The organism is Aeromonas sp. FL131, from assembly GCF_049860615.1.
Classification (GTDB): domain Bacteria; phylum Pseudomonadota; class Gammaproteobacteria; order Enterobacterales; family Aeromonadaceae; genus Aeromonas; species Aeromonas hydrophila.
In genome coordinates, this window is sequence record NZ_CP187595.1 from 2,627,571 (window position 1) to 2,646,477 (window position 18,907).

An 18,907-nucleotide genomic window follows, 5' to 3' on the forward strand; every position below is an offset into this window, starting at 1 on the left:
GCGCCTCCTACTTATGTGCGCTGGATCAGGAAGGACATCATGCCATCCACCGCCGAGAGAACCTTGGAGTTCATCTCGTACACCCGCTGGGCCTGGATCAGGTTCACCAGCTCTTCGGTCACGTTGACGTTGGAGGTCTCCAGCATACCCTGCTTGATCACCCCCAGTCCGTCCGTCCCGGCGACACCCTGCACCGGCGCACCGCTGGACTGTGTCTCGACAAACATGTTTTCGCCCATGGGCTGCAGGCCCGAGGCGTTGACGAAGTCAGTGGTGTTGATCTGGCCCACCACTTGGGAGGCGCCATCCCCTTTGAGCTGCACCGACACCTGTCCATCCTCGCCAATCGTCACGCTCTGGGCGTTCTCCGGGATCTGGATCTCCGGCTGCAACGGATAGCCATTGCCCGGTGTGACGATGGTCCCTTCGCTGTTGAGGGTGAACTGGCCGTTGCGGGTATAGGCCGCGCTGCCATCGGGCAGCTGGATCTCGAAGTAGCCACGGCCACTTATCATCAGATCCAGCGAGTTGTCCGTGGTTTGCACGTTGCCCTGGCTGTGGTTCTTCTGGGTGGCCACTACCTTGGCACCGGCCCCCAGCATCAGGCCGGAAGGGCGCTCGGTGTCGGCCGATGAACGACCACCGGGCTGGTTGATGTTTTGATAGAGCAAGTCCTCGAAGATGGCCCGGGATTTTTTGTAACCCACGGTGCTGGCGTTCGCCAGGTTGTTCGAGGTAACCGAGATGTTGGTCTGCTGTGCATCCAAGCCGGTCTTGCTGATCCAGAGTGCAGGGTTCATGTAAAACTCCTTGGTTAGCTGATACGCAGCAGCTGGGTTTGAGCCTCGTCATTCTCTTCCGCGGTCTTCATTATTTTGACCTGGGTTTCAAACTGACGTTGCAACCGAATAAGGTTGGTCATTTCATCGACCACGTTGACGTTGCTCCCCTCGAGGGAGCCGGCAATCAGGCCGACAGTGGCCGATGCCGCTTCATTCTGGCCATCCTTGCGACGGAACAGGCCGTCCTGCCCCTTCTCCACTGCATCCACCGCCGGATTGACCAGCTTGATGCGCTGGAAATTCTCCGGCAGGTTGGCGGCCGCTCCTTCCGGACGACCACTGATGGTGCCGTCCCGGTTGATTTCAATTTTCTCCATCGGCAGCGGCAGCACGATGGGCTGACCGCCGTCGTCCACCACGTTCAACCCGGTGGAGGTTTGCAGGTTGCCGGTCGCGCTCAACTGCAGATTGCCCATGCGGGTATAGGCTTCACCGCCCTTGGGATCCTGCACCGCAATCCAGCCCTGGCCGTCAACGGCAACGTCAAGATCCCGACCCGTGGTCATCAGCATGCCATGCTGCAGGTTCTGGCCTGGCCGTTCCGCCATGGCGAACACCCGGGTGGGCAACCCCTCGCCAAACGCCTGCATGCTGCGCGCCTGCTCGAAGTCGGACTTGAAGCCGGTGGTATTGGCGTTAGCCAGGTTGTTGCTTCGAACAGCCAGGCTGTTCATGCTCTCCTTGGCGCCCGACATGGCGATGTATAGCAGGTGATCCATGGGATCCTCCGTCAAACTGATGACTCTGACAGAGGAACTGCAATTTGAATGCCAATCCCCATTACCTCGGGTCGCCAAGGCGGCAAATACCCATGAAAAAGGGCGCCGAAGCGCCCTTTGTTAACAAGAGGATGATTAGCGGATCTGCAGTATGGTCTGCTGCAGGGAGCTGTTCACTTCCAGCGAACGGGAGTTGGCCTGGAAGTTGCGCTGCGCGGTGATGAGGTTGACCAGCTGGGAGGTCAAATCCACGTTGGATTGCTCCAGCGCAGAGGACTTGATGCTACCCAAGGTGCCCGAGTTGGGGGTGCCAGGCAGCGCATCGCCAGACAGCAGAGACTGGCGCCAGGAGGTATCGCCAACCTGGGTCAATCCTTGCGAGTTGGAGAATTTGGCAAGTGCCACCATGGCAACCTTCAACGTCGTCGCATTGCTGTAGGTCGCCGACACAATACCGTCCGGCGTAATCTCGACCTTGGTCAGATTACCAACGGTGGCACCATCCTGGGTCAGTTTGGTGACGTTGAAAGGCGAGCTGTATTGAGTCACATCACCGAGACGGATCTCCAATGTCTGAGTGGGATCGGCACCGTTGTTGATGATCCCGGCCGTCGTGCCAAGGGCGACGGTTTTGATCGGATCTAATGGAACAGTCAGCGTGGGATCCAATTTACCGGCGGAGGTAAACGTCATCTTCACGCCAGTGGGGATGCCTGCGGCTGGGCTGGGTGAACCACCAGCGATATCGATGGGTTTGTTCCCTTCATACATGTACATGCTCCAGGTACCCGGTGTCAGCGGTGTTCCTGGGGCAGCCGGATCCTCATGGCGGACAAAATATTTGGTGATCACATGGGGAGCACCAAGCGAATCATAAATTGTCACCGAGGTTGAGTGGGCAAAGGTGGCCGAGTTGGTGGGGTCAAACGAAGCCGGTGACGTTGGTTTGGTTTTCGACTCGATACTCAGGTTGAAACTGGCTTCCACCAGCTCGGTCATTTTGGGCTCACCCGCCCGATCCGGTATTTGAATCGGTTTGGTGGCGTTGATGCTGACCGCCTTGGGCGTCCCATCCGTGTTGATTTCATAACCTTGCAGATAGTTTCCCTGATTATTGACCATGTAGCTGTTTTCATTCAGCTTGAAGGCGCCGGCCCGGGTAAAGGTACGATCCAGGTTGGTCAGACCGTCCGACGTCACGAAGAAGCCGTTGCCCTGAATGGACAAATCAAGGGCGTTGTTGGTGAACTGCAGCGCCCCCTGGTGAAACTGCTGTGCCACCGCCCCCGTTGCCACACCATTGCCGACCTGGGTCTTGGCATTGACGAAGATGGAGTTGGCGTAGACGTCCGCAAACTCGGCACGAGACTCTTTAAAGCCCGTGGTATTGACGTTGGCAATGTTGTTGGCGGTAACGTTCAGATCTTTTTGTGCCGCGTTGACACCGCTCAAGGCATTGTTAAATGACATATCCAGCTCCTTAGATCGATGCTGTTGGCGTAGGGGTTGATGGTGTTTTCACCGTACCTGCAATCTGCAAGATACTGTTCAGGCTTGTTGTACCGAGGCCTTTCAAGTTGAGCTGAGTCGGATTGCTTGCCGTACCCAGGATAACGCTGTCGACCTTGCCATAGGCAAAGATCGGGACACTCTCCGACTTACCGTCCACGGTACCGTTTGCCTTGAGGGTGTATTTGCCCTCTTTGGCCGGGTTTCCGTCCTTGTCCTTGCCATCCCATACGATTTCGACGTTGCCCTTCTGGTCACCTTCCAGCGGAAACTCCTTGATGACCTGTCCGCTTTCGTCTTCGATGGTGATCTTGACGTTCGAGTACTTGTTTTCTGTGCCCACGGCGACCACACCTGGCAAAGAGCCGTCTTTTTCCAGGTAACCCACATTGCTCTGCAGCAAGACGTTTTGTCCCACCAGCGCCGAGGCTTGCAGCGCCTGGCTGGAGGTCATCAGGCTATTGAGGCTGCCAATCTGGTTGGAGAGGCTGCTGATCCCCTGTGACGTCGACATGGAGGTCATCTGGGAAAGCATCTGGGCGTTGTCCACCGGCTTGAACGGATCCTGATAGGAGAGCTGCATGGTCAGCAGCTTCAGGAACGACTCCTGATCCAGCTCCTTCTTGGGCGTTGACGTCGTGCCCGTGGTCTGGGTGGTCGTGCGGCCGATGCCGTTCACGCCACTGGTTGTATCTGCCATCTATGCGTCCCCCTGTCAGGACTTGCCGAGGTTGAGCGTCTGCTGCAGCATCTTTTTGGCAGAGTCTGCAACCTGCACATTGGTTTGATAGCTGCGCGAGGCGTTGATCATGTCCGCCATCTCTTCCACCATGTTGACGTTAGGCTTGAAGATGAAGCCGTCTTTATCCGCCATGGGGTGGTTGGGGTTGTACTCCTTGAGCAAGGGGGCCTCGCTCTCGACAATCCCCTTTACTTCAACCCCTGCTGACGCCTGCTTGTCCGACATGGCCTGATCCAGCTGGGCGGCAAAAATTGGCCGCCTGGCATGGTAAGTTTTTTCCACGCTGGAGCTGACGCTGTCGGCGTTGGCCATGTTGCTGGCTACCGTGTTGAGGCGAACAGACTGTGCACTCATGGCCGAGCCTGCAATGTCAAAGACCTTGAACAAACTCATCACTGTTCTCCTTTCAAGGCCTTCAGCAGGCCGCTGATCTTGCTGTTCATAAATTCAAGGGAGGTCTGGTATTCAAGGCTGTTGCGTAAAAACTCGCTGCGCTCCTGCTGCACGTCGACCGTGTTGCCATCACCGGTATCGGGCTGCAGGGGATTGCGATATTGCGTAACGCCTGGGGCATCCATCTGCAGGGCGAAATGCTTCTCACTGGTCGTGGCAAGGCCAAAGCCCTGTTGTTGCTGGGCCTCTTCCAATGCTTGCGAGAAGTTGATATCCAGAGCCTTGAAGCCCGGCGTGTCCGCGTTGGCAATGTTGCTGGACAACACCTCTGCACGCTTGGAGCGAACGCTCAGCGTGTATTGATGAATACCAAATGCCTTGTCGAATGAAATTGCCATAGCACACCTCCTGCTTGAGAAATTATTAGCAAGAGGTGTGCCAAAGAGGGATTTAAGCGGGGATCATTTAACCTTGTAGACGATGCCGGGGTTGCACCGGATCATCTCGAACCTGTCGGTCAACCCGGCCAGCGACTCGGAAGCCCCCAGCATCAGATAGCCGCCGGGATTGAGGCTGGCAGCAAACTGGTTGAGGATCTTCGACTTCACTTCCGGTGCAAAATAGATGAGCACGTTGCGACAAAAGATGATGTCGAACTTGCCAAGCAGACTGTAGCTTTCCAGCAGGTTCAATGGCCGGAAGGTGGTCAATTTTCTGACACGCTCCACCACCCGCATCTTGTTGTCACCATAAGGTTCGAAGAACAGCTTCTTGCGTTCGGGTGACAGACCGCGAGCCAGCGCCAGACTGTCGTACACCCCTTCCTTGCACTGATTGAGCATGGTGCTGGAAATATCAGTCCCGACGATCTGTACCCCACCTGGCAAGGTGCCCGGTTTTTTGACCTGCTGTTCCAGGGCCGTCATGGCAATGGAGTACGGCTCCTGCCCAGAAGAGGAGGCCGCAGACCAGATCTTGATCGGTCTGCCACTCTTGCCGAGCTCGGGAAATATCTTGTCCGTCAGCAGCTGGAAGGGGTAGGTATCGCGAAACCACAGGGTTTCGTTGGTAGTCATGGCATCAACCACTGCCATTTTCAGGTCACGCTCACGCACACTCATCGCTCGAGTAACCAGATCAGACAGACTCTCAATACCAAACTGAGTCATCAAGGGTGAAAGCCGACTCTTGACCAGATACTGTTTGTTGTCACCCAGCACGATTCCGCTCTGTACCGCCAGAAAATTGCTGAATTGTTTGTATAAGTCGTCCGAAAGTGTCTTCATGCAGTTTGTTCTTCTTGATTAGAGTGCGCCTTGTACGGCCTTGGCCAATTCATCCGGCTGGAATTTGGCAATGAAATTGTTCGCACCAACTTTCTGCACCATGGCCTGATTGAACACCCCACTGAGGGATGTGTGCAGAATAACATGTAAGTCCTTGAGATTGGGATTGTTGCGGATCTCGGCGGTAAAAGTATAACCATCCATTTCCGGCATCTCGATGTCCGAAATCACCAAGGCGATCTGATCCTTGATGGGACCGTTTTTGGACATTTCCAGCAACATGTTGAGCGCTTCACGCCCATCCTTGGCCAGCACGCACTGCACGCCGATGGCTTCGAGCGCACGCTGAACCTGCTTGCGAGCCACGGAAGAGTCATCAGCCACCAACACCGGGCGTCCCAGAGTCGGATGCTCCACGCTGGCTTCCACCAGCTCTTTGCTGACCTCGGTCGATACCGGAGAAATTTCGTTGAGAATGCGTTCCACGTCCAGGATCTCGACCAACTCACCGTCGACCTCGGTCACTGCCGTCATGTAGTTGATGCGCCCGGCCCCTTTCGGCGGCGGCAGGATGGATTCCCAGTTCATGTTGATGATGCGCTCGACCGAGTGCACCAAGAAGCCCTGAATGGAGCGGTTGTATTCGGAGATGATGATGAAGCACTTGGTCAGATCTTCGATCGGACGCTTGCCCATCGCCATGCTGAGGTCAATCACCGAGATGGTTTGGCCGCGAATATGGGCCACCCCACGAATGCAGGAGTTGAGTTTGGGCATGACAGTCAAGGGAGGACACTGCAACACTTCACGTACCTTGAATACGTTGATGCCAAATCTTTGACGTCCGTTGAGACGAAACAACAATAACTCCAGCCGGTTTTGCCCAACTAGCTGGGTACGTTGGTTGACCGAGTCCAGGATACTGGCCATAAACACTCCCTAAAAACGCTTGGCATTAATCATGCATGCGTGTTGGCTTGCGTCAGACTATCGATGTCACTGCGAACGAATTCTGAAGCAAGCATAGTTAAATATGGTGATATACGTGAACAACTTATCGGCCAGCGAGCGAAAATGATTAGTAGACTTTTCCTCACCTTACTGCTGTTTTGCGGCATTTCTCACGCCACGGCATCCGAGGTGACCAGTTACTTGCAAGAAAAGGCGCAGGATTTTGTGCTCGGCCAGCTCGATGTCCCGCTCGATGCCCAGGTACAGGTGCAGGCAGCCTCCATCGATGAACGCCTGCCTTTGAGTCGCTGCGACGAACATCTTGCCATCACGCTGCCCGCCAAGATGGAGATCCGCCGCAATACCACCGTCTACCTCAAATGTGAGGAAGAGAAACCCTGGGATCTCTACCTGCCGGTGCGGGTCAGCATACAGAAGCCTTATGTGACCGTCTCCACCCCGGTGGCCAAGGGCGATATTCTGAGCGAAGGCGTGCTGACGCAGGCCTATCAGGATCAGACGCTGATGCGCGGCGACTATCTCAGCGATACCACGGCGCTCATTGGCGTGCGCAGCAAGCGCGAACTCAAGCCAGGCCAGCCTATCAGGTTCAGTCAGGTCTGCGTGGTCTGCAAGGGCGATCAGGTGACCCTCAGCGCAGAAAATAGCAGCATGCAAATCAAAACCATGGCCCGAGCCTTGCAAGATGGCAGCTTCGGAGACATGATCAGGCTCGTCAATATCCGCTCAGGCAAAACGGTGCAGGGTAAAGTCAACGCTGTTGGCTCCGTGGTGGTCACCTTCTGAGTGTTTTTCAGATCACTTTTTTTCTAAAGTTATGGCGATGACCACCGATAAACAGGTAAGCGAACAGCAAAGCAGACGAAGGTAAACACTATGGCTATTAACAATATCAACAACTTGGCGAACAACCGGTTGCAAAATACCGGGAGCAGCCAGGGTGCCAATACCAAACCAGCGACCTCGTCCCCCGATAACCGTGCGGCGACCGTCAAGACCGACTCCGTCTCCTTGACCAGCGAGGCGCAGCAATTGCAACAGATGCAGAAGAACCTCAACTCAGCCTCCACCGGCAATGAAAGCCGGGTCGAGAGCCTGAAGAAAGCCGTGGCCAATGGTGAATATCAGGTCAACAGCGAAGCTGTGGCCAAGAAGATGTTCAGCTTCGAATCCAACCTCGACAAGTTGCTGGGATAATGGATTTACCTTCGCTGCTGCACACTCAAGATGACTACCTCTCCCAGATGCAAGGTTTGCTGGAGGAGGAGTTCAACCTGCTCAAGCAGCACCAGGCGCTGGCGCTGCCCGAGCTGGCAGAGCGCAAGCAGAAGCTGCTTGCCGATATTGAAGAACTGGACAAGGCCATGGCGCTGCTGCCAGACCTGAACCAGCAACTGAATGCCTACCCCGAGCAGATGCGCACCCTGCGTGAGAAACTCGATGCCTGCCAGGAACAGAACGATCTGAACGGGCGCCTGCTCGAGCTCAGCATCGTCTCCAACCGCCGGCTGGCCAGCTACCTGAGCAAGCTGCGGGATCGCAACTCCCTGACCTATGACGCCAAGGGCAATACCCGCTCCGGTACCCGCTCCATCGGCATCAAGGCCTGACCTCTCCGTTACGACGATTGGCTGCTCCGCAGCACGACCATCCCAACCCCCTCTCTTTTACAGTTCCAGCCGCAACAGCTCTTCGCTGTCCGCACAGGCGTGGATCCCGAGCACCCCATCCTCGTAGCGGCCATAACTTGCCGCCAGATTGCCGCGTGGAAAACAGATGGATCCCGGGTTCATCAGTACCAGCTCCCCTTCGCGCTGCAGCACGGGCAAATGGGTGTGACCGCTGATGAACAGGCTGCCGGCAGGCAGCGGCACCTCTGCAGGCCGATAGAGATGGCCGTGGCTGACGAACCAGCGCCGACCATCCACCAGCATCTGGTTGTAAGGGGCTGTGATGGGGAAATCCAGCAACATCTGATCCACTTCCGAATCACAGTTGCCCCGTACCGCCATGATGCGGGAAGCCAGCGTATTGAGTCGCTCGGCCACGGCCGCAGGGGCATAGCCCGGCGGCACCGGGTTGCGCGGGCCGTGGTTGAGCAGATCGCCGAGCAGCAGGTAGTGATCCGGCTGCCAAGAGGCAAGCTGGTCCAGCACCCGCTCCAGCGCACTCAGGCTGCCGTGCAGATCGGAAAGAATGGCAATTTTCATGGCAAGCTCCTTACTGCTGGCTGAAGTAGAGATCCTTGGTGGCGATCGCCCCCTTGAGGTTCTGCACCGGCAGGCCGCGCAGGGTGGGATCCACCAGCCGCATCTGGTTGTAGTGATAGACGGGAATGGCCGGCATCTCGTCCATCAGCAGCTGCTCGGCCTGGTGGTAGAGCCCGGTCCGCGCATTGCCATCCAGCGTATCAGCCGCCTGTTGCAGCAAGCCGTCGAAGGCTGGGTTGCAGTAACCACTCTCGTTCTGGGGATCCTGGCAGCGGAAGCTGTTGAGCATGGCGGAGGGCTCCACGTAATCCCCGAACAGGAAGGAGCGGGCCAGCATGAAATCACCGCTGTCTTTGGCCACCTGATAGGCATTCCACTCCATGTTGTTGAGCGTCACTTCAACCCCCAGCGGCTTCCACATGGACGCGACCGCCAGCGCCAGCTTCTTGTGATTCTCCGAGGTGTTGTAGGTGAGCGTCAGCTTGAGAGGATGCTGACTGTCATAGCCCGCCTGGGCCAGCAGCGCCGCCGCCTTGGCCAACCGGGTCGGCTGATCCTGCAGGGCCAGGGGGGAGCTCAGCGCCTCGTAGCCCGGCATGCCGGGCAGCAGCGACCAGGCGGCCTGCTCCCCTTGCCCGCTGACCTTCTCGGTCAACAGGTGCCGATCGATGGTCATGGCCAGCGCCTGGCGCACCCGCACGTCCTGCAGCTCGGGGCGACGCAGGTTGAAGGTGTAGAGGTAGGTGCCCAATAGCGGCAGCCCCCAGATCCGCTCGGGGGTCGCTTCCTTGGTCTTCTGGTAATACTCCAGCGCCACCTTGTTGGTGAGCTGTATCTCCCCCGCCTCGTAGCGCAGCCGTTCGGCATGCTGGGAGGCGAGCGGCAGGTAGGTCACCCGCTGGATCCGGGTGTGGGCATCATCCCAGTACTGGACGTTGCGTTCGGCCTCGATGCGCTCATTGGGCACCCAGTTCACCAGCTTGTAGGCGCCATTGCTCACCAGCTTGCCAGGCTGGGTCCACTGTTTGCCAAACTGGCTGACCGCTTTCTGGTTGACCGGCACGAAGGGGCGCTGGCTTATCAGCTGCAGGAAGTAAGGCACCGGCCGCTCCAGCGTCACTTTGAGGATCTGGTCGCTTTCCGCCTCCACCCCCAGGGTGTTGAGATCGAGCGCACCGGCGTAGATGGACTGGGCATTGTTGATGCCGGTCGCCAGCAGCAGGCCGGCTGAGGGCGAGGCCTGGGCCGGATCCAGCAGACGGCGCCAGGCATAGACGAAATCGGCGGCGGTGAGCGCGTCACCGTTGGACCACTTGAGCTGGGGGCGCAGGAAGAAACGCCAGACCAGCCCGTCCTCGCTGGTCTCCCAGCGCTGGGCCTGGGCCGGCACGATCCGCCCCTGCCCATCTTCGCTCACCAATCCCTCGAACAAGTCCACCAGCACCACTTCACCGGGGAAACCGGAGCGGATCTGGGCCGGATCGAGGGACTCGGGTTCGGCGCCATTGCCCTTGACCAGAATCTGGCGATCAGACAGCGCAGGCTCCTGGGATACCGTGGTCGCCTGCAGCGGCGGCGCCAGCAGCAGACCCAGCAGCATGGGAGAGAGCCAGCGACGGGCTGGCCGGGAAGCGGGGAACAAAACCATGACATAAACCTCGTTCAAAACACTTATTTCAAGAAGGGGGGAAGGCCGGCGGCGCGCCTGAATACGAATGCATGATGCCGCGCTTGTTATCCCCGAAGACGCCCCGTATTGTATCGGGCTTGCCCAAGAGATGGAGTCTCTCGGGCTATTTTTTCCGTAGTTTTTTATGAGGTGCGAGCGGTTGTCGCCTGCGTCCTGCATCTGGCTACATTTTCAGGAGTTTTTATGGGGTACGAGTGGCTGGCACTGGCAGCAGCCAGTTTATGGGCGGTAGCTGCCCTCATCTCCGTCAAACCGGCTCGCCACCTGGGGGCATTTGCCTACAGCCGCTGGCGTATGTTGCTGGTCAGCCTGATGCTGGGTTCGGCCAGTCTGGCCACCGGCGGCTGGCAGACCCTGACCCAGAGCGCCCTGCCCCTGCTGGCACTGTCGGGCTTGATCGGCATCTTCGTTGGCGACACCGCCCTGTTTGCCTGCATGAACCGGCTGGGGCCAAGACGCAGCGGCCTGCTGTTCTCCTGCCATGCCCTCTTCTCCGCCCTGCTCGGCCTCTGGCTGTTTGGCGAACAGCTCGGTGGCTGGCGACTGGTGGGGGCCATGCTGGTGTTTGCCGGTGTCATGCTGGCCATCCTGTTCGGCCGCCGTGGCAATGCTCAGCAGAGTGAATGGGAACAGGTGCGCGGCCATCTCGTCATCGGCATCGGTCTGGGCCTGACCGCCGCCTTCTGCCAAAGTCTGGGTGCCATCATCGCCAAACCGGTGATGATAAGTGGCACCGTGGATGCGATCAGCGCCTCCGGCATCCGCATGGGCAGCGCCCTGCTGGCCCACTGCACCCTGCGTGCGCTGAGAGTGCCGCTGTCATTGCCGCACAACCCCATCAACCGCCAGGTATTGGGGATGATCGGCATCAACGGCTTTCTGGCGATGGCCATGGGCATGACGCTGATCCTGGTCGCTTTGCGCCAGGGAGACGTCGGCATGGTGGCGATCCTCTCCTCCACCACGCCGGTGATCCTGTTGCCACTGCTGTGGTGGCACTCGGGCCAGCGCCCTTCCCTGGCGGCCTGGGCCGGCGCCCTGCTGGCGACCCTGGGCACCACGCTGGTACTGGGAGCCAGCGGACACTGACTCCAGAAGGGTCAGAACCGGGCGATCTCGTCGGCGGTGAGCTCGCGATATTCGCCCGGTGCCAGCTCTTCATCCAGCGTCAGGTCACCCACCCGCTCCCGGTGCAGTCCCACCACCTTGTTGCCGATGGCGGCAAACATCCGCTTCACCTGATGGTACTTGCCCTCGTGGATGGTCAGACGCGCCTCGCACTCTCCCAGGATCTCCAGCTGGGCCGGCCGGGTCTTCTCGGTCTCGCTGCGCAGCAGCACCCCTTCGGCAAACAGTGCAATGGCATCCGGGCTGACCGGGTCGGCCAGCCAGACGTGGTAGGTCTTCGCGCACTCGTGACGGGGGGAAGTGATGCGATGGGACCACTGGCCGTCGTCGGTCACCAGCACCAGGCCGGTGGTGTCGAGATCGAGCCGTCCCACCACGTGCAGCTTGCCCATGGCCGGCTCATCCATCAGGAAGAACACGGTGGGGTGATCCGGATCTTCGTTGGAGCAGACATACCCTTCCGGCTTGTGCAGCATGAAGTAGCGATTGCGCTGATCCAGGGTCAGGGTGACACCGTCAAATTCCACCTGGCTCTGCTCGTTGATGTGGAAGGCGGGCTGCTTGACCACGATACCGTCCACCATCACCTCTCCCTGCCGGATCAGTTTGCCCGCCAGCGAGCGGGTCAAGTCGGAACAATCGCAAAGAAATTTATCGAGCCGCATGCACAACCTCAGAGTCCATCAAGAAAGGGGCGTCATTATATCGGCCGGGGCCGACAACTCCAGCACTAAGCACCGCGGCCGCCACGCATGTCGCCATGACGAACCGGGGCGCCGGTGTTAGACTGCCAACAGAGGGCCTAACGTTACGCATAATAATAAAGTTCAGGAAGCCGTATGAAGTCGCAAACACCTCATCCCGTTATTCCCGTCAACCAGCTGCAACCCGGCATGTACGTGATCGCCATCATCAGCCAGACCGGCGGCATGGAGATTGCCCAGATGGGGCTGGTGACCACCCGCCAGCAGATCAACGATCTGGTCAAGCGTGGCGTACTCACGGTGCGGGTCGATCTCGCCCGCAGCAAGCTGCCCGGCATCGAGCAGGTCATCTCCCCCGACCCGGCCATCTCCCCGGCCAGCACCCAGCGTCCCTCCGGCAGCGGCAACAGCGAGGGGCGCGAGCTGAAGATCCGCCGGCTTTATCAGGAGGCCCGCGAGCTGCAGGGCAAGTTCATCCGCCATCTCAAGGCGGGGGAGCCCATCGACATCACGCCGCTGGCGGCGGTCGCCGAGGAGATGGTGGACACCATGTTCACCCACGGTGACGCCATGCTCTGTCTGGCCCGCATTCGCGCCAAGGATGCCTACTTGATGGAGCACTCGATGAACGTCGCCATCCTGCTGGCGAACTTCGGCCGCTATCTGGACCTGGATCGCAGCGTGCTCAAGGAGCTGACCCTGGGAGGCCTGCTGCACGACGTGGGCAAGATCATGACCCCGGACGAGGTGCTCAACAAACCGGGCAAGCTCACCGACGAGGAGTTCGCCGTCATGCGCCAGCACGTGGTGCACAGCTACGAGATCCTGAGCAACACCCCCGGCATCACCGCCACCATGCTGGAGGTGGCCGCCAACCACCACGAACGGCTCGACGGCACCGGTTACCCGCAGCTGCTCAAAGGCGAGCAGCTCTCGCTCTATACCCGCATGAGCGGCATCGTCGATGTCTATGACGCCGTTACGGCGGATCGGGTCTACAAGCAGGGGATGCAGCCAACCCAGGCCTTTCGCATTCTGCTCAAAGGGATCAACCACCACTTCGATGCCGAACTGGTCACCAAGTTCATCAAGTGCATGGGGGTCTATCCGGTGGGGACGCTGGTGCAGCTCTCCAACCAGCGGCTGGCCATCGTCATGCAGCGCAATCCCCATGAGCCGCTCAAACCGGTGGTGAAGGTGATCTATCACGGGACCCAGCGCCACTACCTCGAGGTGCAGTGGCTGGATCTGGCCAAGAACGGGGTGCAGGAAACCATCGAGAGCACGGTCGATCCCAAGGAGTTCGGCATCAACCTCGCCAACTTCGTCTAGTCGGCATCTCCCTCCCGCAACCGCTCGACGCAGTGCTGGATGAGAAACTCCTCATCCAGCGGCGACAGATCGAAGCGGATGCAGGCCTCTTCGATGGCCCGGATGTCGTGTTGATGGTGCTCGCTGAGCCAGCGCACGGCGCGGCGCAGATCTTCACCATGGGGCAGCAGGGTATGGTCGCTCATGGGGCACCTCCGATCAGCCATCGATAGTGGCCCATCACTGCGGGCCCTCTCTTCTAGCTTAGCCCGCCTGTCGCCCCTTCATCCTGCCTTCAAGCAGCCTCAGGCAAACGCCCGCTGCCAATCCTCGTCAAACTTCGCCAGCGCCGCATCCACCGCCGGCACCCGCAGCAACTGTTCGGCCACGTCGAGCGGTAATGTGATGGACTGGCAACCCGCCAGCAGGCAGTCAAGCGCCTGGCGCGGAGTGCGGAACGATGCCGCCAGCACCTTGCTGTGCGGCGCATGCAGCGCCAGCAGCTGTTGCAGCTCCTGTACGGTGGCGATGCCATCGCCCCCCTGGGCATCCAGCCGGTTGACGTAGGGCGCCACGTATTCCGCCCCCGCCACCGCCGCCAGCCAGCCCTGCAGCGGGGTATAGACCGCCGTGCCCAGGGTCGGTACCCCGTTGGCCGTCAGGGTCTTGATGGCCGCCAGCCCCTCTTCACATACCGGGATCTTGATCACCAGGTCCCGGTCCAGCTCACGCAGGGCAAATGCCTCGCGCACCATCTCGGTCTCGGTTTTGGCCATCACCTGGGCAAACAGCCGCGCCTTGGGACCCAGCACCTCCCGCAGGGCGGGCAGCAACTCGGTCAGCGGCATACCGCCTGCCGCGGTAATGGACGGGTTGGTGGTGACGCCGGCCAGCGGCAGGATCCGTGACCAGCGGCGCACCGCAGCCACATCGGCAGTATCGAGATAAAGCTCCATCTCTGACTCCTTAATGGGATGTTCAATCTGTCGCCATTCTAGCGAGATAACATCCGCACATTGTTTGATCAAAATCAAATCAACTTTCGAACGAAAGAAAATAGAATGCAAAAACAAAAGGAGGCGGTATGATTTTCGACCTGCAACGCTATTCAACTCACGATGGCCCCGGCATTCGCACCCTGGTGTTTCTCAAGGGGTGCTCGCTGGCCTGTCGCTGGTGTCAAAACCCGGAAAGCCGCTCTCCCAAGCCGGACATACTACTCGACCGGCGCCAATGCATCGAGGGATGCCGGCTCTGCAGCGATGCCTGCCCGGCAATCTTGCGTGACAGCCAGGGTGTCCAGCTCACCCGCTCAGCCCTCGGCAATCAGGATGTGGAACGGCTGCGCGGCCTCTGCCCCAGCGAAGCGCTGCAGGTGTGCGGCCGGGAGGAGAGTCTGGACACCCTGATGGCCACCATCCTGCGGGATCGCCCCTTCTTCGAGCGCAGCGGCGGCGGGGTCACCCTCTCCGGCGGCGAGCCCTTCATGCAGCCCGAATTTGCCGCCAGCCTGCTGGCCCGCTGCAAGGCCGAGGGACTGCATACCGCGGTAGAAAGCTGCCTGCACGTGCCTTGGCACCAGATTGAACCTAGCCTCCCCCACCTCGACCTGCTGCTGGCTGATCTCAAGCATGTGGATGAGGAGCGCTTCTTCGACTGGACCCGCGGCAAGGTCGCCCTGCCCCTGGCCAACCTCAAGCGTCTGGCCGAGCGCGGCGTGGCCATGCAGATCCGGGTGCCGCTCATCCCCGGCTTCAATGCCGACCGCGCCTCCATCGAGGCCATTACCCAAGCTGCCGCCACTCTTGGCACAGTGCAGGAGATCCACTTTCTCCCCTACCACACCCTGGGCGCAGGCAAATACGCCCTGCTCGACCAACCCTATCAGGCGCCCCTGCAGCCACTCGATGACCCGGCACTGCTCGCCTTTGCCCATGAGTGTGCCCGTGCGCAGGGGCTGACCCCGCTCACCCGGGGCTAGCAACACCCCATGACATCCGCCACTGACCGACCATTTACCGTCAACTCACCGTCCTATGACCAGAGGATAAGACCATGACCCAGCTCGACCTCACTACCCTGCCCCCGCGGATCCGTGCCCACAAGGAGAGCCTGATCCACATCGTCCAACCGCCGGTCTGCACCGAGCGCGCCCGCCACTACACGCAAGCCTATCAGGCCCATCTGGCCCGGCCGCTGCCGGTGCGCCGCGCCCTGGCGCTGGCCCACCACCTCAAGGAGCGCACCATCTGGATCAAGCACGACGAGCTCATCGTCGGCAACCAGGCGAGTCAGGTGCGGGCGGCGCCGCTCTTTCCCGAATACACGGTGGGCTGGATCGAGAAGGAGATCGACGAGCTGGCCGACCGCCCCGGCGCCGGCTTTGCGGTGAGCGAGGCAGACAAGCTGGCCATTCACGCCCTCACCCCCTTCTGGCGTGGCCAGACGGTGCAGGATCGCTGCTACGGCCTCTTTACCGACGAGCAGAAGGGGCTGCTGGAGAGCGGCATCATCAAGGCCGAGGGCAACATGACCTCGGGGGATGCCCACCTCGCGGTCAATTACGAGCAACTGCTTGCCCTCGGCCTCGACGGCCTCAAGGCCAAGGTGGCCGAGCGGCGCGGCCGGCTCGATCTGGCGGACTGGGCCGATCTGCAGCGCGAGCAGTTCCTGCAGGCCGTCGCCATCACCTTCGATGCCGTCAGCCAGCACATCGAGCGTTACGCCGCACTGGCCCGCGAACTGGCGCAGCAGGAGCCGCGCCCAGAGCGCCGCTGCGAGCTTGAGACCATAGCCCTCAACTGCGCTCACATCGCCCACCGGCCCCCCGAGACCTTCTGGCAGGCGCTGCAGCTCTGCTACTTCATTCAGCTCATCCTGCAGATCGAGTCCAACGGCCACTCGGTGTCGTTTGGCCGGATGGACCAATACCTCTATCCCTGGTATCGCCGCGAAGTAGAGCTGTCGGAATCCCTGCCGCGCACACGCGCCATCGAGCTGCTGCAAGGGTGCTGGCTCAAGTTGCTGGAGGTAAACAAGATCCGCTCCGGCACCCACTCCAAGGCCTCCGCCGGCAGCCCGCTCTATCAAAACGTCACCATCGGCGGCCAGAACTGGCGGGATGGCAAGGCCCATGACGCGGTCAACGGCCTCTCCTACGCGATTCTGGAGTCCTGCGGCCAGCTGCGCTCGACCCAGCCCAACCTCTCGGTGCGCTACCACGCACGAATGAGCGAGGATTTCCTCGACGCCTGCATCCAGGTGATCCGCTGCGGCTTCGGCATGCCCGCCTTCAACAACGACGAGGTGGTGATCCCCGAGTTCATCAAGCTCGGGGTGAGCGAGGAGGATGCCCACCACTACGCCGCCATCGGCTGCATCGAAACCGCGGTGCCCGGCAAGTGGGGCTATCGCTGCACCGGCATGAGCTTCATCAACTTCGCCCGCATCCTGCTGGCGGCGCTGGATGGCGGCCGTGACGCCACCACCGGCAAGGTCTTCCTGCCCCAGCCCCAGTCACTGCGGCAAGGCTCGTTCGGCCACTTCGACGAGGTGATGGCCCGCTGGGATGAGCAGGTGCGCTACTTCACCCGCAAATCCATCGAGATCGACTGCGTGGTCGACAGCGTGCTGGAGGCCCAGGCCCACGACATCCTCTGCAGCGCCCTGGTGGATGACTGCATCGAACGCGGCAAGACCATCAAGCAGGGGGGCGCCGTCTATGACTGGGTCTCCGGCCTGCAGGTGGGGATCGCCAACCTGGGCAACAGCCTGGCGGCGCTGAAGAAACTGGTGTTCGAGCAGGGCGTGGTGGATCAGCGCGAGCTGGCCGAAGCGCTCGAGCAGGATTTTGCCGGGCTCGAGGGCGAACAGCTGCGCCAGCGCCTCACCCACGCGGCCCCCAAATACGGCAACGATCTGGACGAGGTCGACCTGCTGCTGGTGCAGGCCTACCAGAGCTACATCGACGAGCTCAAGGGGCTGCACAACACCCGCTTCGGCCGTGGCCCCATCGGCGGCACCTACTATGCGGGCACCTCCTCCATCTCGGCCAACGTGCCGTTTGGGGCGGCCACCATGGCCACCCCGGATGGCCGCCACGCCCGCACCCCGCTGGCGGAAGGGGCCAGCCCAGCGTCAGGCTCGGATCGCCTCGGCCCCACGGCTGTGTTCAACTCGCTCGGCAAGCTGCCCACGGCGGCCATCCTCGGCGGCGTGCTGCTCAACCAGAAGCTGAGCCCGGCCAGCCTTGAAAACGAGCGGGACAAGACCAAGCTGATGAGCCTGCTGCGCACCTTCTTCGAGGTGCACAAGGGGTGGCACGTGCAGTACAACATCGTCTCGCGGGAAACCCTGCTGGCCGCCAAGGCCCATCCCGACCAGTATCGGGATCTGGTGGTGCGGGTGGCGGGCTATTCGGCCTTCTTCACCGCCTTATCCCCCGATGCGCAAGATGATATCATCGCCCGCACCGAGCACAGTCTCTGACGGGCCCCACCAGGGGCAGCTGTGCCCCTTTATGACCGGCAAGCCACCCGCGCGGTGGCTTGCCGCTATCCACTGCCAGCCAGCGAGGCCCCATGAACCCACGCCACCAACTGATCCTCACCCTGGTCCATCAGGCCCGCAAGATGAGCGTGAGCGAGCTCTCCCAACGTACCGGGGTATCGGAGGTGACGGTGCGCAACGACCTGACCGCGCTCGAAAAACAGGGGCTGCTCAAGCGGGTGCACGGCTCGGCCATGGCGCTGGAGAGCGACGATCCCGACGCCCGGATGAACATCAATTACCTGCTCAAGGAGCGCCTCGCCGAGCGAGCCGCCCAGCTGGTAGAGGATGGCGAGACGGTCTTTATCGAAGGAGGCAGCGCCAACGCCCTGCTGGCCCGTCATCTGGCCCTGCACAAGCGGGTCACCATCATCACCATCAGCAGCTACATCGCCCACCTGCTGCGCGACACCCAGGCTCAGGTAGTGCTGCTCGGCGGCCTGTTCCAGCATCAGAGCGAGAGCGTGGTGGGGCCACTGACCCGGCTGTGCATCGAGCAGGTACACTTCTCAAAGGCCTTCATCGGGGTAGACGGTTTTCATCCCGAGATGGGCTTCACCGGCCGCGACATGATGCGGGCCGACGTGGTCAACAGCGTGCTGGCCAAGGGGGTGACTAATGTGGTCATCACCGACAGCAGCAAGTTCGGCGCCATCCACCCGAGCCCGCTCGGCACGCCAGGCCAGATCGGCGTGCTGGTCACCGACGACGCCCTGCCCGCCCCCATGCGGGCCACCCTGGCCGCACGCGGCATCACAGTGCACTGCGTCGCCGCCTGAATCGCACCTTGCCCCCCGTTGCCAGGTTGCTCCCCCGCCTGGCGGCTTGACGGCGCCCACCGAGGCTGGGGTAT

Annotated in this window: 21 protein-coding genes; 8 read left to right on the top strand and 13 right to left on the bottom strand. The window is 60.6% G+C overall.

Annotated features, from left to right (window positions below; genetic code table 11):
- Positions 1 to 11: 11 nt before the first annotated feature.
- The 8 genes from flgG to ACPW75_RS12110 form a co-directional block, all read right to left on the bottom strand.
- Positions 12 to 800 (bottom strand): flagellar basal-body rod protein FlgG, encoded by a 789-nt coding sequence (gene flgG / locus ACPW75_RS12075; protein ID WP_011706639.1) that lies wholly within the window; start codon positions 798 to 800, stop codon positions 12 to 14.
- Between the two features lie 14 nt (positions 801 to 814).
- Positions 815 to 1,561: a flagellar basal-body rod protein FlgF gene (gene flgF, locus ACPW75_RS12080; protein ID WP_011706640.1), complete on the bottom strand. Its 747-nt coding sequence runs from the start codon at positions 1,559 to 1,561 to the stop codon at positions 815 to 817.
- A 135-nt stretch (positions 1,562 to 1,696) separates the two neighbouring features.
- The gene (flgE, locus tag ACPW75_RS12085; RefSeq protein ID WP_073350886.1) at positions 1,697 to 3,031 is read right to left on the bottom strand and encodes a flagellar hook protein FlgE; all 1,335 of its coding nucleotides are present in this window, start codon (positions 3,029 to 3,031) and stop codon (positions 1,697 to 1,699) included.
- 10 nt (positions 3,032 to 3,041) lie between these two features.
- Complete coding sequence (locus ACPW75_RS12090) at positions 3,042 to 3,770, bottom strand: flagellar hook assembly protein FlgD (protein WP_011706642.1); 729 nt, start codon at positions 3,768 to 3,770, stop codon at positions 3,042 to 3,044.
- A gap of 15 nt (positions 3,771 to 3,785) precedes the next feature.
- Entirely contained in the window at positions 3,786 to 4,205 is a 420-nt protein-coding gene (gene flgC / locus ACPW75_RS12095) for a flagellar basal body rod protein FlgC (protein WP_011706643.1), read from the bottom strand.
- Positions 4,205 to 4,603: a flagellar basal body rod protein FlgB gene (gene flgB / locus ACPW75_RS12100; protein ID WP_073350888.1), complete on the bottom strand. Its 399-nt coding sequence runs from the start codon at positions 4,601 to 4,603 to the stop codon at positions 4,205 to 4,207. Before flgB ends, flgC begins: the two co-directional genes overlap by 1 nt.
- A gap of 63 nt (positions 4,604 to 4,666) precedes the next feature.
- Positions 4,667 to 5,491 carry a CheR family methyltransferase gene (locus ACPW75_RS12105; protein ID WP_011706645.1) on the bottom strand — a complete coding sequence of 275 codons (825 nt, stop codon included), beginning with the start codon at positions 5,489 to 5,491 and terminating at the stop codon, positions 4,667 to 4,669.
- An 18-nt stretch (positions 5,492 to 5,509) separates the two neighbouring features.
- A complete protein-coding gene (locus ACPW75_RS12110; RefSeq protein ID WP_011706646.1) occupies positions 5,510 to 6,421 on the bottom strand; it encodes a chemotaxis protein CheV in 912 nt (303 codons plus the stop codon).
- 222 nt (positions 6,422 to 6,643) lie between these two features.
- Here ACPW75_RS12110 and flgA point away from each other — a divergent pair, with 222 nt between their 5' ends.
- The 3 genes from flgA (at position 6,644) to ACPW75_RS12125 (ending at position 8,073) form a co-directional block, all read left to right on the top strand.
- Complete coding sequence (gene flgA, locus ACPW75_RS12115; protein ID WP_024944828.1) at positions 6,644 to 7,249, top strand: flagellar basal body P-ring formation chaperone FlgA; 606 nt, start codon at positions 6,644 to 6,646, stop codon at positions 7,247 to 7,249.
- A 90-nt stretch (positions 7,250 to 7,339) separates the two neighbouring features.
- Positions 7,340 to 7,660 (top strand): flagellar biosynthesis anti-sigma factor FlgM, encoded by a 321-nt coding sequence (gene flgM, locus ACPW75_RS12120; RefSeq protein WP_011706648.1) that lies wholly within the window; start codon positions 7,340 to 7,342, stop codon positions 7,658 to 7,660.
- Positions 7,660 to 8,073 (top strand): flagella synthesis protein FlgN, encoded by a 414-nt coding sequence (locus tag ACPW75_RS12125; protein WP_042862833.1) that lies wholly within the window; start codon positions 7,660 to 7,662, stop codon positions 8,071 to 8,073. Before flgM ends, ACPW75_RS12125 begins: the two co-directional genes overlap by 1 nt.
- A 57-nt stretch (positions 8,074 to 8,130) precedes the next feature.
- Here the strand turns inward: ACPW75_RS12125 and yfcE are convergent, their stop codons facing one another.
- Together yfcE and ACPW75_RS12135 are read right to left on the bottom strand one after the other, a co-directional pair.
- Positions 8,131 to 8,673 carry a phosphodiesterase gene (gene yfcE / locus ACPW75_RS12130; protein WP_024944826.1) on the bottom strand — a complete coding sequence of 181 codons (543 nt, stop codon included), beginning with the start codon at positions 8,671 to 8,673 and terminating at the stop codon, positions 8,131 to 8,133.
- Between the two features lie 10 nt (positions 8,674 to 8,683).
- Complete coding sequence (locus ACPW75_RS12135) at positions 8,684 to 10,273, bottom strand: peptide ABC transporter substrate-binding protein (protein WP_051505334.1); 1,590 nt, start codon at positions 10,271 to 10,273, stop codon at positions 8,684 to 8,686.
- 273 nt (positions 10,274 to 10,546) lie between these two features.
- On the opposite strand from ACPW75_RS12135, the gene ACPW75_RS12140 reads away from it, so the two are divergent.
- Positions 10,547 to 11,452 carry a DMT family transporter gene (locus ACPW75_RS12140; RefSeq protein WP_024944824.1) on the top strand — a complete coding sequence of 302 codons (906 nt, stop codon included), beginning with the start codon at positions 10,547 to 10,549 and terminating at the stop codon, positions 11,450 to 11,452.
- Positions 11,453 to 11,463: 11 nt separating this feature from the next.
- Here ACPW75_RS12140 and rsuA read toward each other — a convergent pair whose 3' ends face one another.
- Entirely contained in the window at positions 11,464 to 12,156 is a 693-nt protein-coding gene (gene rsuA / locus ACPW75_RS12145; protein ID WP_016351327.1) for a 16S rRNA pseudouridine(516) synthase RsuA, read from the bottom strand.
- A 174-nt stretch (positions 12,157 to 12,330) separates the two neighbouring features.
- Between rsuA and ACPW75_RS12150 the strand changes: the two genes are divergently transcribed.
- Complete coding sequence (locus ACPW75_RS12150) at positions 12,331 to 13,527, top strand: HD-GYP domain-containing protein (protein ID WP_077095374.1); 1,197 nt, start codon at positions 12,331 to 12,333, stop codon at positions 13,525 to 13,527.
- Here the strand turns inward: ACPW75_RS12150 and ACPW75_RS12155 are convergent.
- Positions 13,524 to 13,712: a hypothetical protein gene (locus ACPW75_RS12155; protein WP_024944822.1), complete on the bottom strand. Its 189-nt coding sequence runs from the start codon at positions 13,710 to 13,712 to the stop codon at positions 13,524 to 13,526. The genes ACPW75_RS12150 and ACPW75_RS12155 overlap by 4 nt on opposite strands.
- Positions 13,713 to 13,811: 99 nt before the next feature.
- Entirely contained in the window at positions 13,812 to 14,462 is a 651-nt protein-coding gene (fsa, locus tag ACPW75_RS12160; RefSeq protein ID WP_024944821.1) for a fructose-6-phosphate aldolase, read from the bottom strand.
- Between the two features lie 128 nt (positions 14,463 to 14,590).
- Between fsa and ACPW75_RS12165 the strand changes: the two genes are divergently transcribed.
- The 3 genes from ACPW75_RS12165 to ACPW75_RS12175 all read left to right on the top strand — a co-directional run bounded on the left by ACPW75_RS12165 (position 14,591) and on the right by ACPW75_RS12175 (position 18,833).
- Positions 14,591 to 15,487 carry a glycyl-radical enzyme activating protein gene (locus ACPW75_RS12165; protein ID WP_024944820.1) on the top strand — a complete coding sequence of 299 codons (897 nt, stop codon included), beginning with the start codon at positions 14,591 to 14,593 and terminating at the stop codon, positions 15,485 to 15,487.
- Between the two features lie 74 nt (positions 15,488 to 15,561).
- On the top strand, positions 15,562 to 17,994 hold the full coding sequence (locus ACPW75_RS12170) for a formate C-acetyltransferase/glycerol dehydratase family glycyl radical enzyme (protein ID WP_024944819.1): 2,433 nt from the start codon (positions 15,562 to 15,564) through the stop codon (positions 17,992 to 17,994).
- A 92-nt stretch (positions 17,995 to 18,086) separates the two neighbouring features.
- Entirely contained in the window at positions 18,087 to 18,833 is a 747-nt protein-coding gene (locus ACPW75_RS12175) for a DNA-binding transcriptional regulator YciT (RefSeq protein WP_011706659.1), read from the top strand.
- Positions 18,834 to 18,907 lie beyond the last annotated feature (74 nt).

What these genes read in the sequence shown, in the direction of transcription:
- fsa (WP_024944821.1), bottom strand. Translation starts at nt 14,462, where the DNA reads ATGGAGCTTTATCTCGATACTGCCGATGTGGCTGCGGTGCGCCGCTGG.
- ACPW75_RS12105 (WP_011706645.1), bottom strand. Translation starts at nt 5,491, where the DNA reads ATGAAGACACTTTCGGACGACTTATACAAACAATTCAGCAATTTTCTG.
- ACPW75_RS12125 (WP_042862833.1), top strand. Translation starts at nt 7,660, where the DNA reads ATGGATTTACCTTCGCTGCTGCACACTCAAGATGACTACCTCTCCCAG.
- ACPW75_RS12090 (WP_011706642.1), bottom strand. Translation starts at nt 3,770, where the DNA reads ATGGCAGATACAACCAGTGGCGTGAACGGCATCGGCCGCACGACCACC.
- flgF (WP_011706640.1), bottom strand. Translation starts at nt 1,561, where the DNA reads ATGGATCACCTGCTATACATCGCCATGTCGGGCGCCAAGGAGAGCATG.
- flgE (WP_073350886.1), bottom strand. Translation starts at nt 3,031, where the DNA reads ATGTCATTTAACAATGCCTTGAGCGGTGTCAACGCGGCACAAAAAGAT.
- rsuA (WP_016351327.1), bottom strand. Translation starts at nt 12,156, where the DNA reads ATGCGGCTCGATAAATTTCTTTGCGATTGTTCCGACTTGACCCGCTCG.
- ACPW75_RS12135 (WP_051505334.1), bottom strand. Translation starts at nt 10,273, where the DNA reads ATGCTGCTGGGTCTGCTGCTGGCGCCGCCGCTGCAGGCGACCACGGTA.
- ACPW75_RS12175 (WP_011706659.1), top strand. Translation starts at nt 18,087, where the DNA reads ATGAACCCACGCCACCAACTGATCCTCACCCTGGTCCATCAGGCCCGC.
- flgG (WP_011706639.1), bottom strand. Translation starts at nt 800, where the DNA reads ATGAACCCTGCACTCTGGATCAGCAAGACCGGCTTGGATGCACAGCAG.
- flgC (WP_011706643.1), bottom strand. Translation starts at nt 4,205, where the DNA reads ATGAGTTTGTTCAAGGTCTTTGACATTGCAGGCTCGGCCATGAGTGCA.
- yfcE (WP_024944826.1), bottom strand. Translation starts at nt 8,673, where the DNA reads ATGAAAATTGCCATTCTTTCCGATCTGCACGGCAGCCTGAGTGCGCTG.
- ACPW75_RS12110 (WP_011706646.1), bottom strand. Translation starts at nt 6,421, where the DNA reads ATGGCCAGTATCCTGGACTCGGTCAACCAACGTACCCAGCTAGTTGGG.
- flgB (WP_073350888.1), bottom strand. Translation starts at nt 4,603, where the DNA reads ATGGCAATTTCATTCGACAAGGCATTTGGTATTCATCAATACACGCTG.
- ACPW75_RS12165 (WP_024944820.1), top strand. Translation starts at nt 14,591, where the DNA reads ATGATTTTCGACCTGCAACGCTATTCAACTCACGATGGCCCCGGCATT.
- ACPW75_RS12140 (WP_024944824.1), top strand. Translation starts at nt 10,547, where the DNA reads ATGGGGTACGAGTGGCTGGCACTGGCAGCAGCCAGTTTATGGGCGGTA.
- ACPW75_RS12150 (WP_077095374.1), top strand. Translation starts at nt 12,331, where the DNA reads ATGAAGTCGCAAACACCTCATCCCGTTATTCCCGTCAACCAGCTGCAA.
- ACPW75_RS12155 (WP_024944822.1), bottom strand. Translation starts at nt 13,712, where the DNA reads ATGAGCGACCATACCCTGCTGCCCCATGGTGAAGATCTGCGCCGCGCC.
- ACPW75_RS12170 (WP_024944819.1), top strand. Translation starts at nt 15,562, where the DNA reads ATGACCCAGCTCGACCTCACTACCCTGCCCCCGCGGATCCGTGCCCAC.
- flgM (WP_011706648.1), top strand. Translation starts at nt 7,340, where the DNA reads ATGGCTATTAACAATATCAACAACTTGGCGAACAACCGGTTGCAAAAT.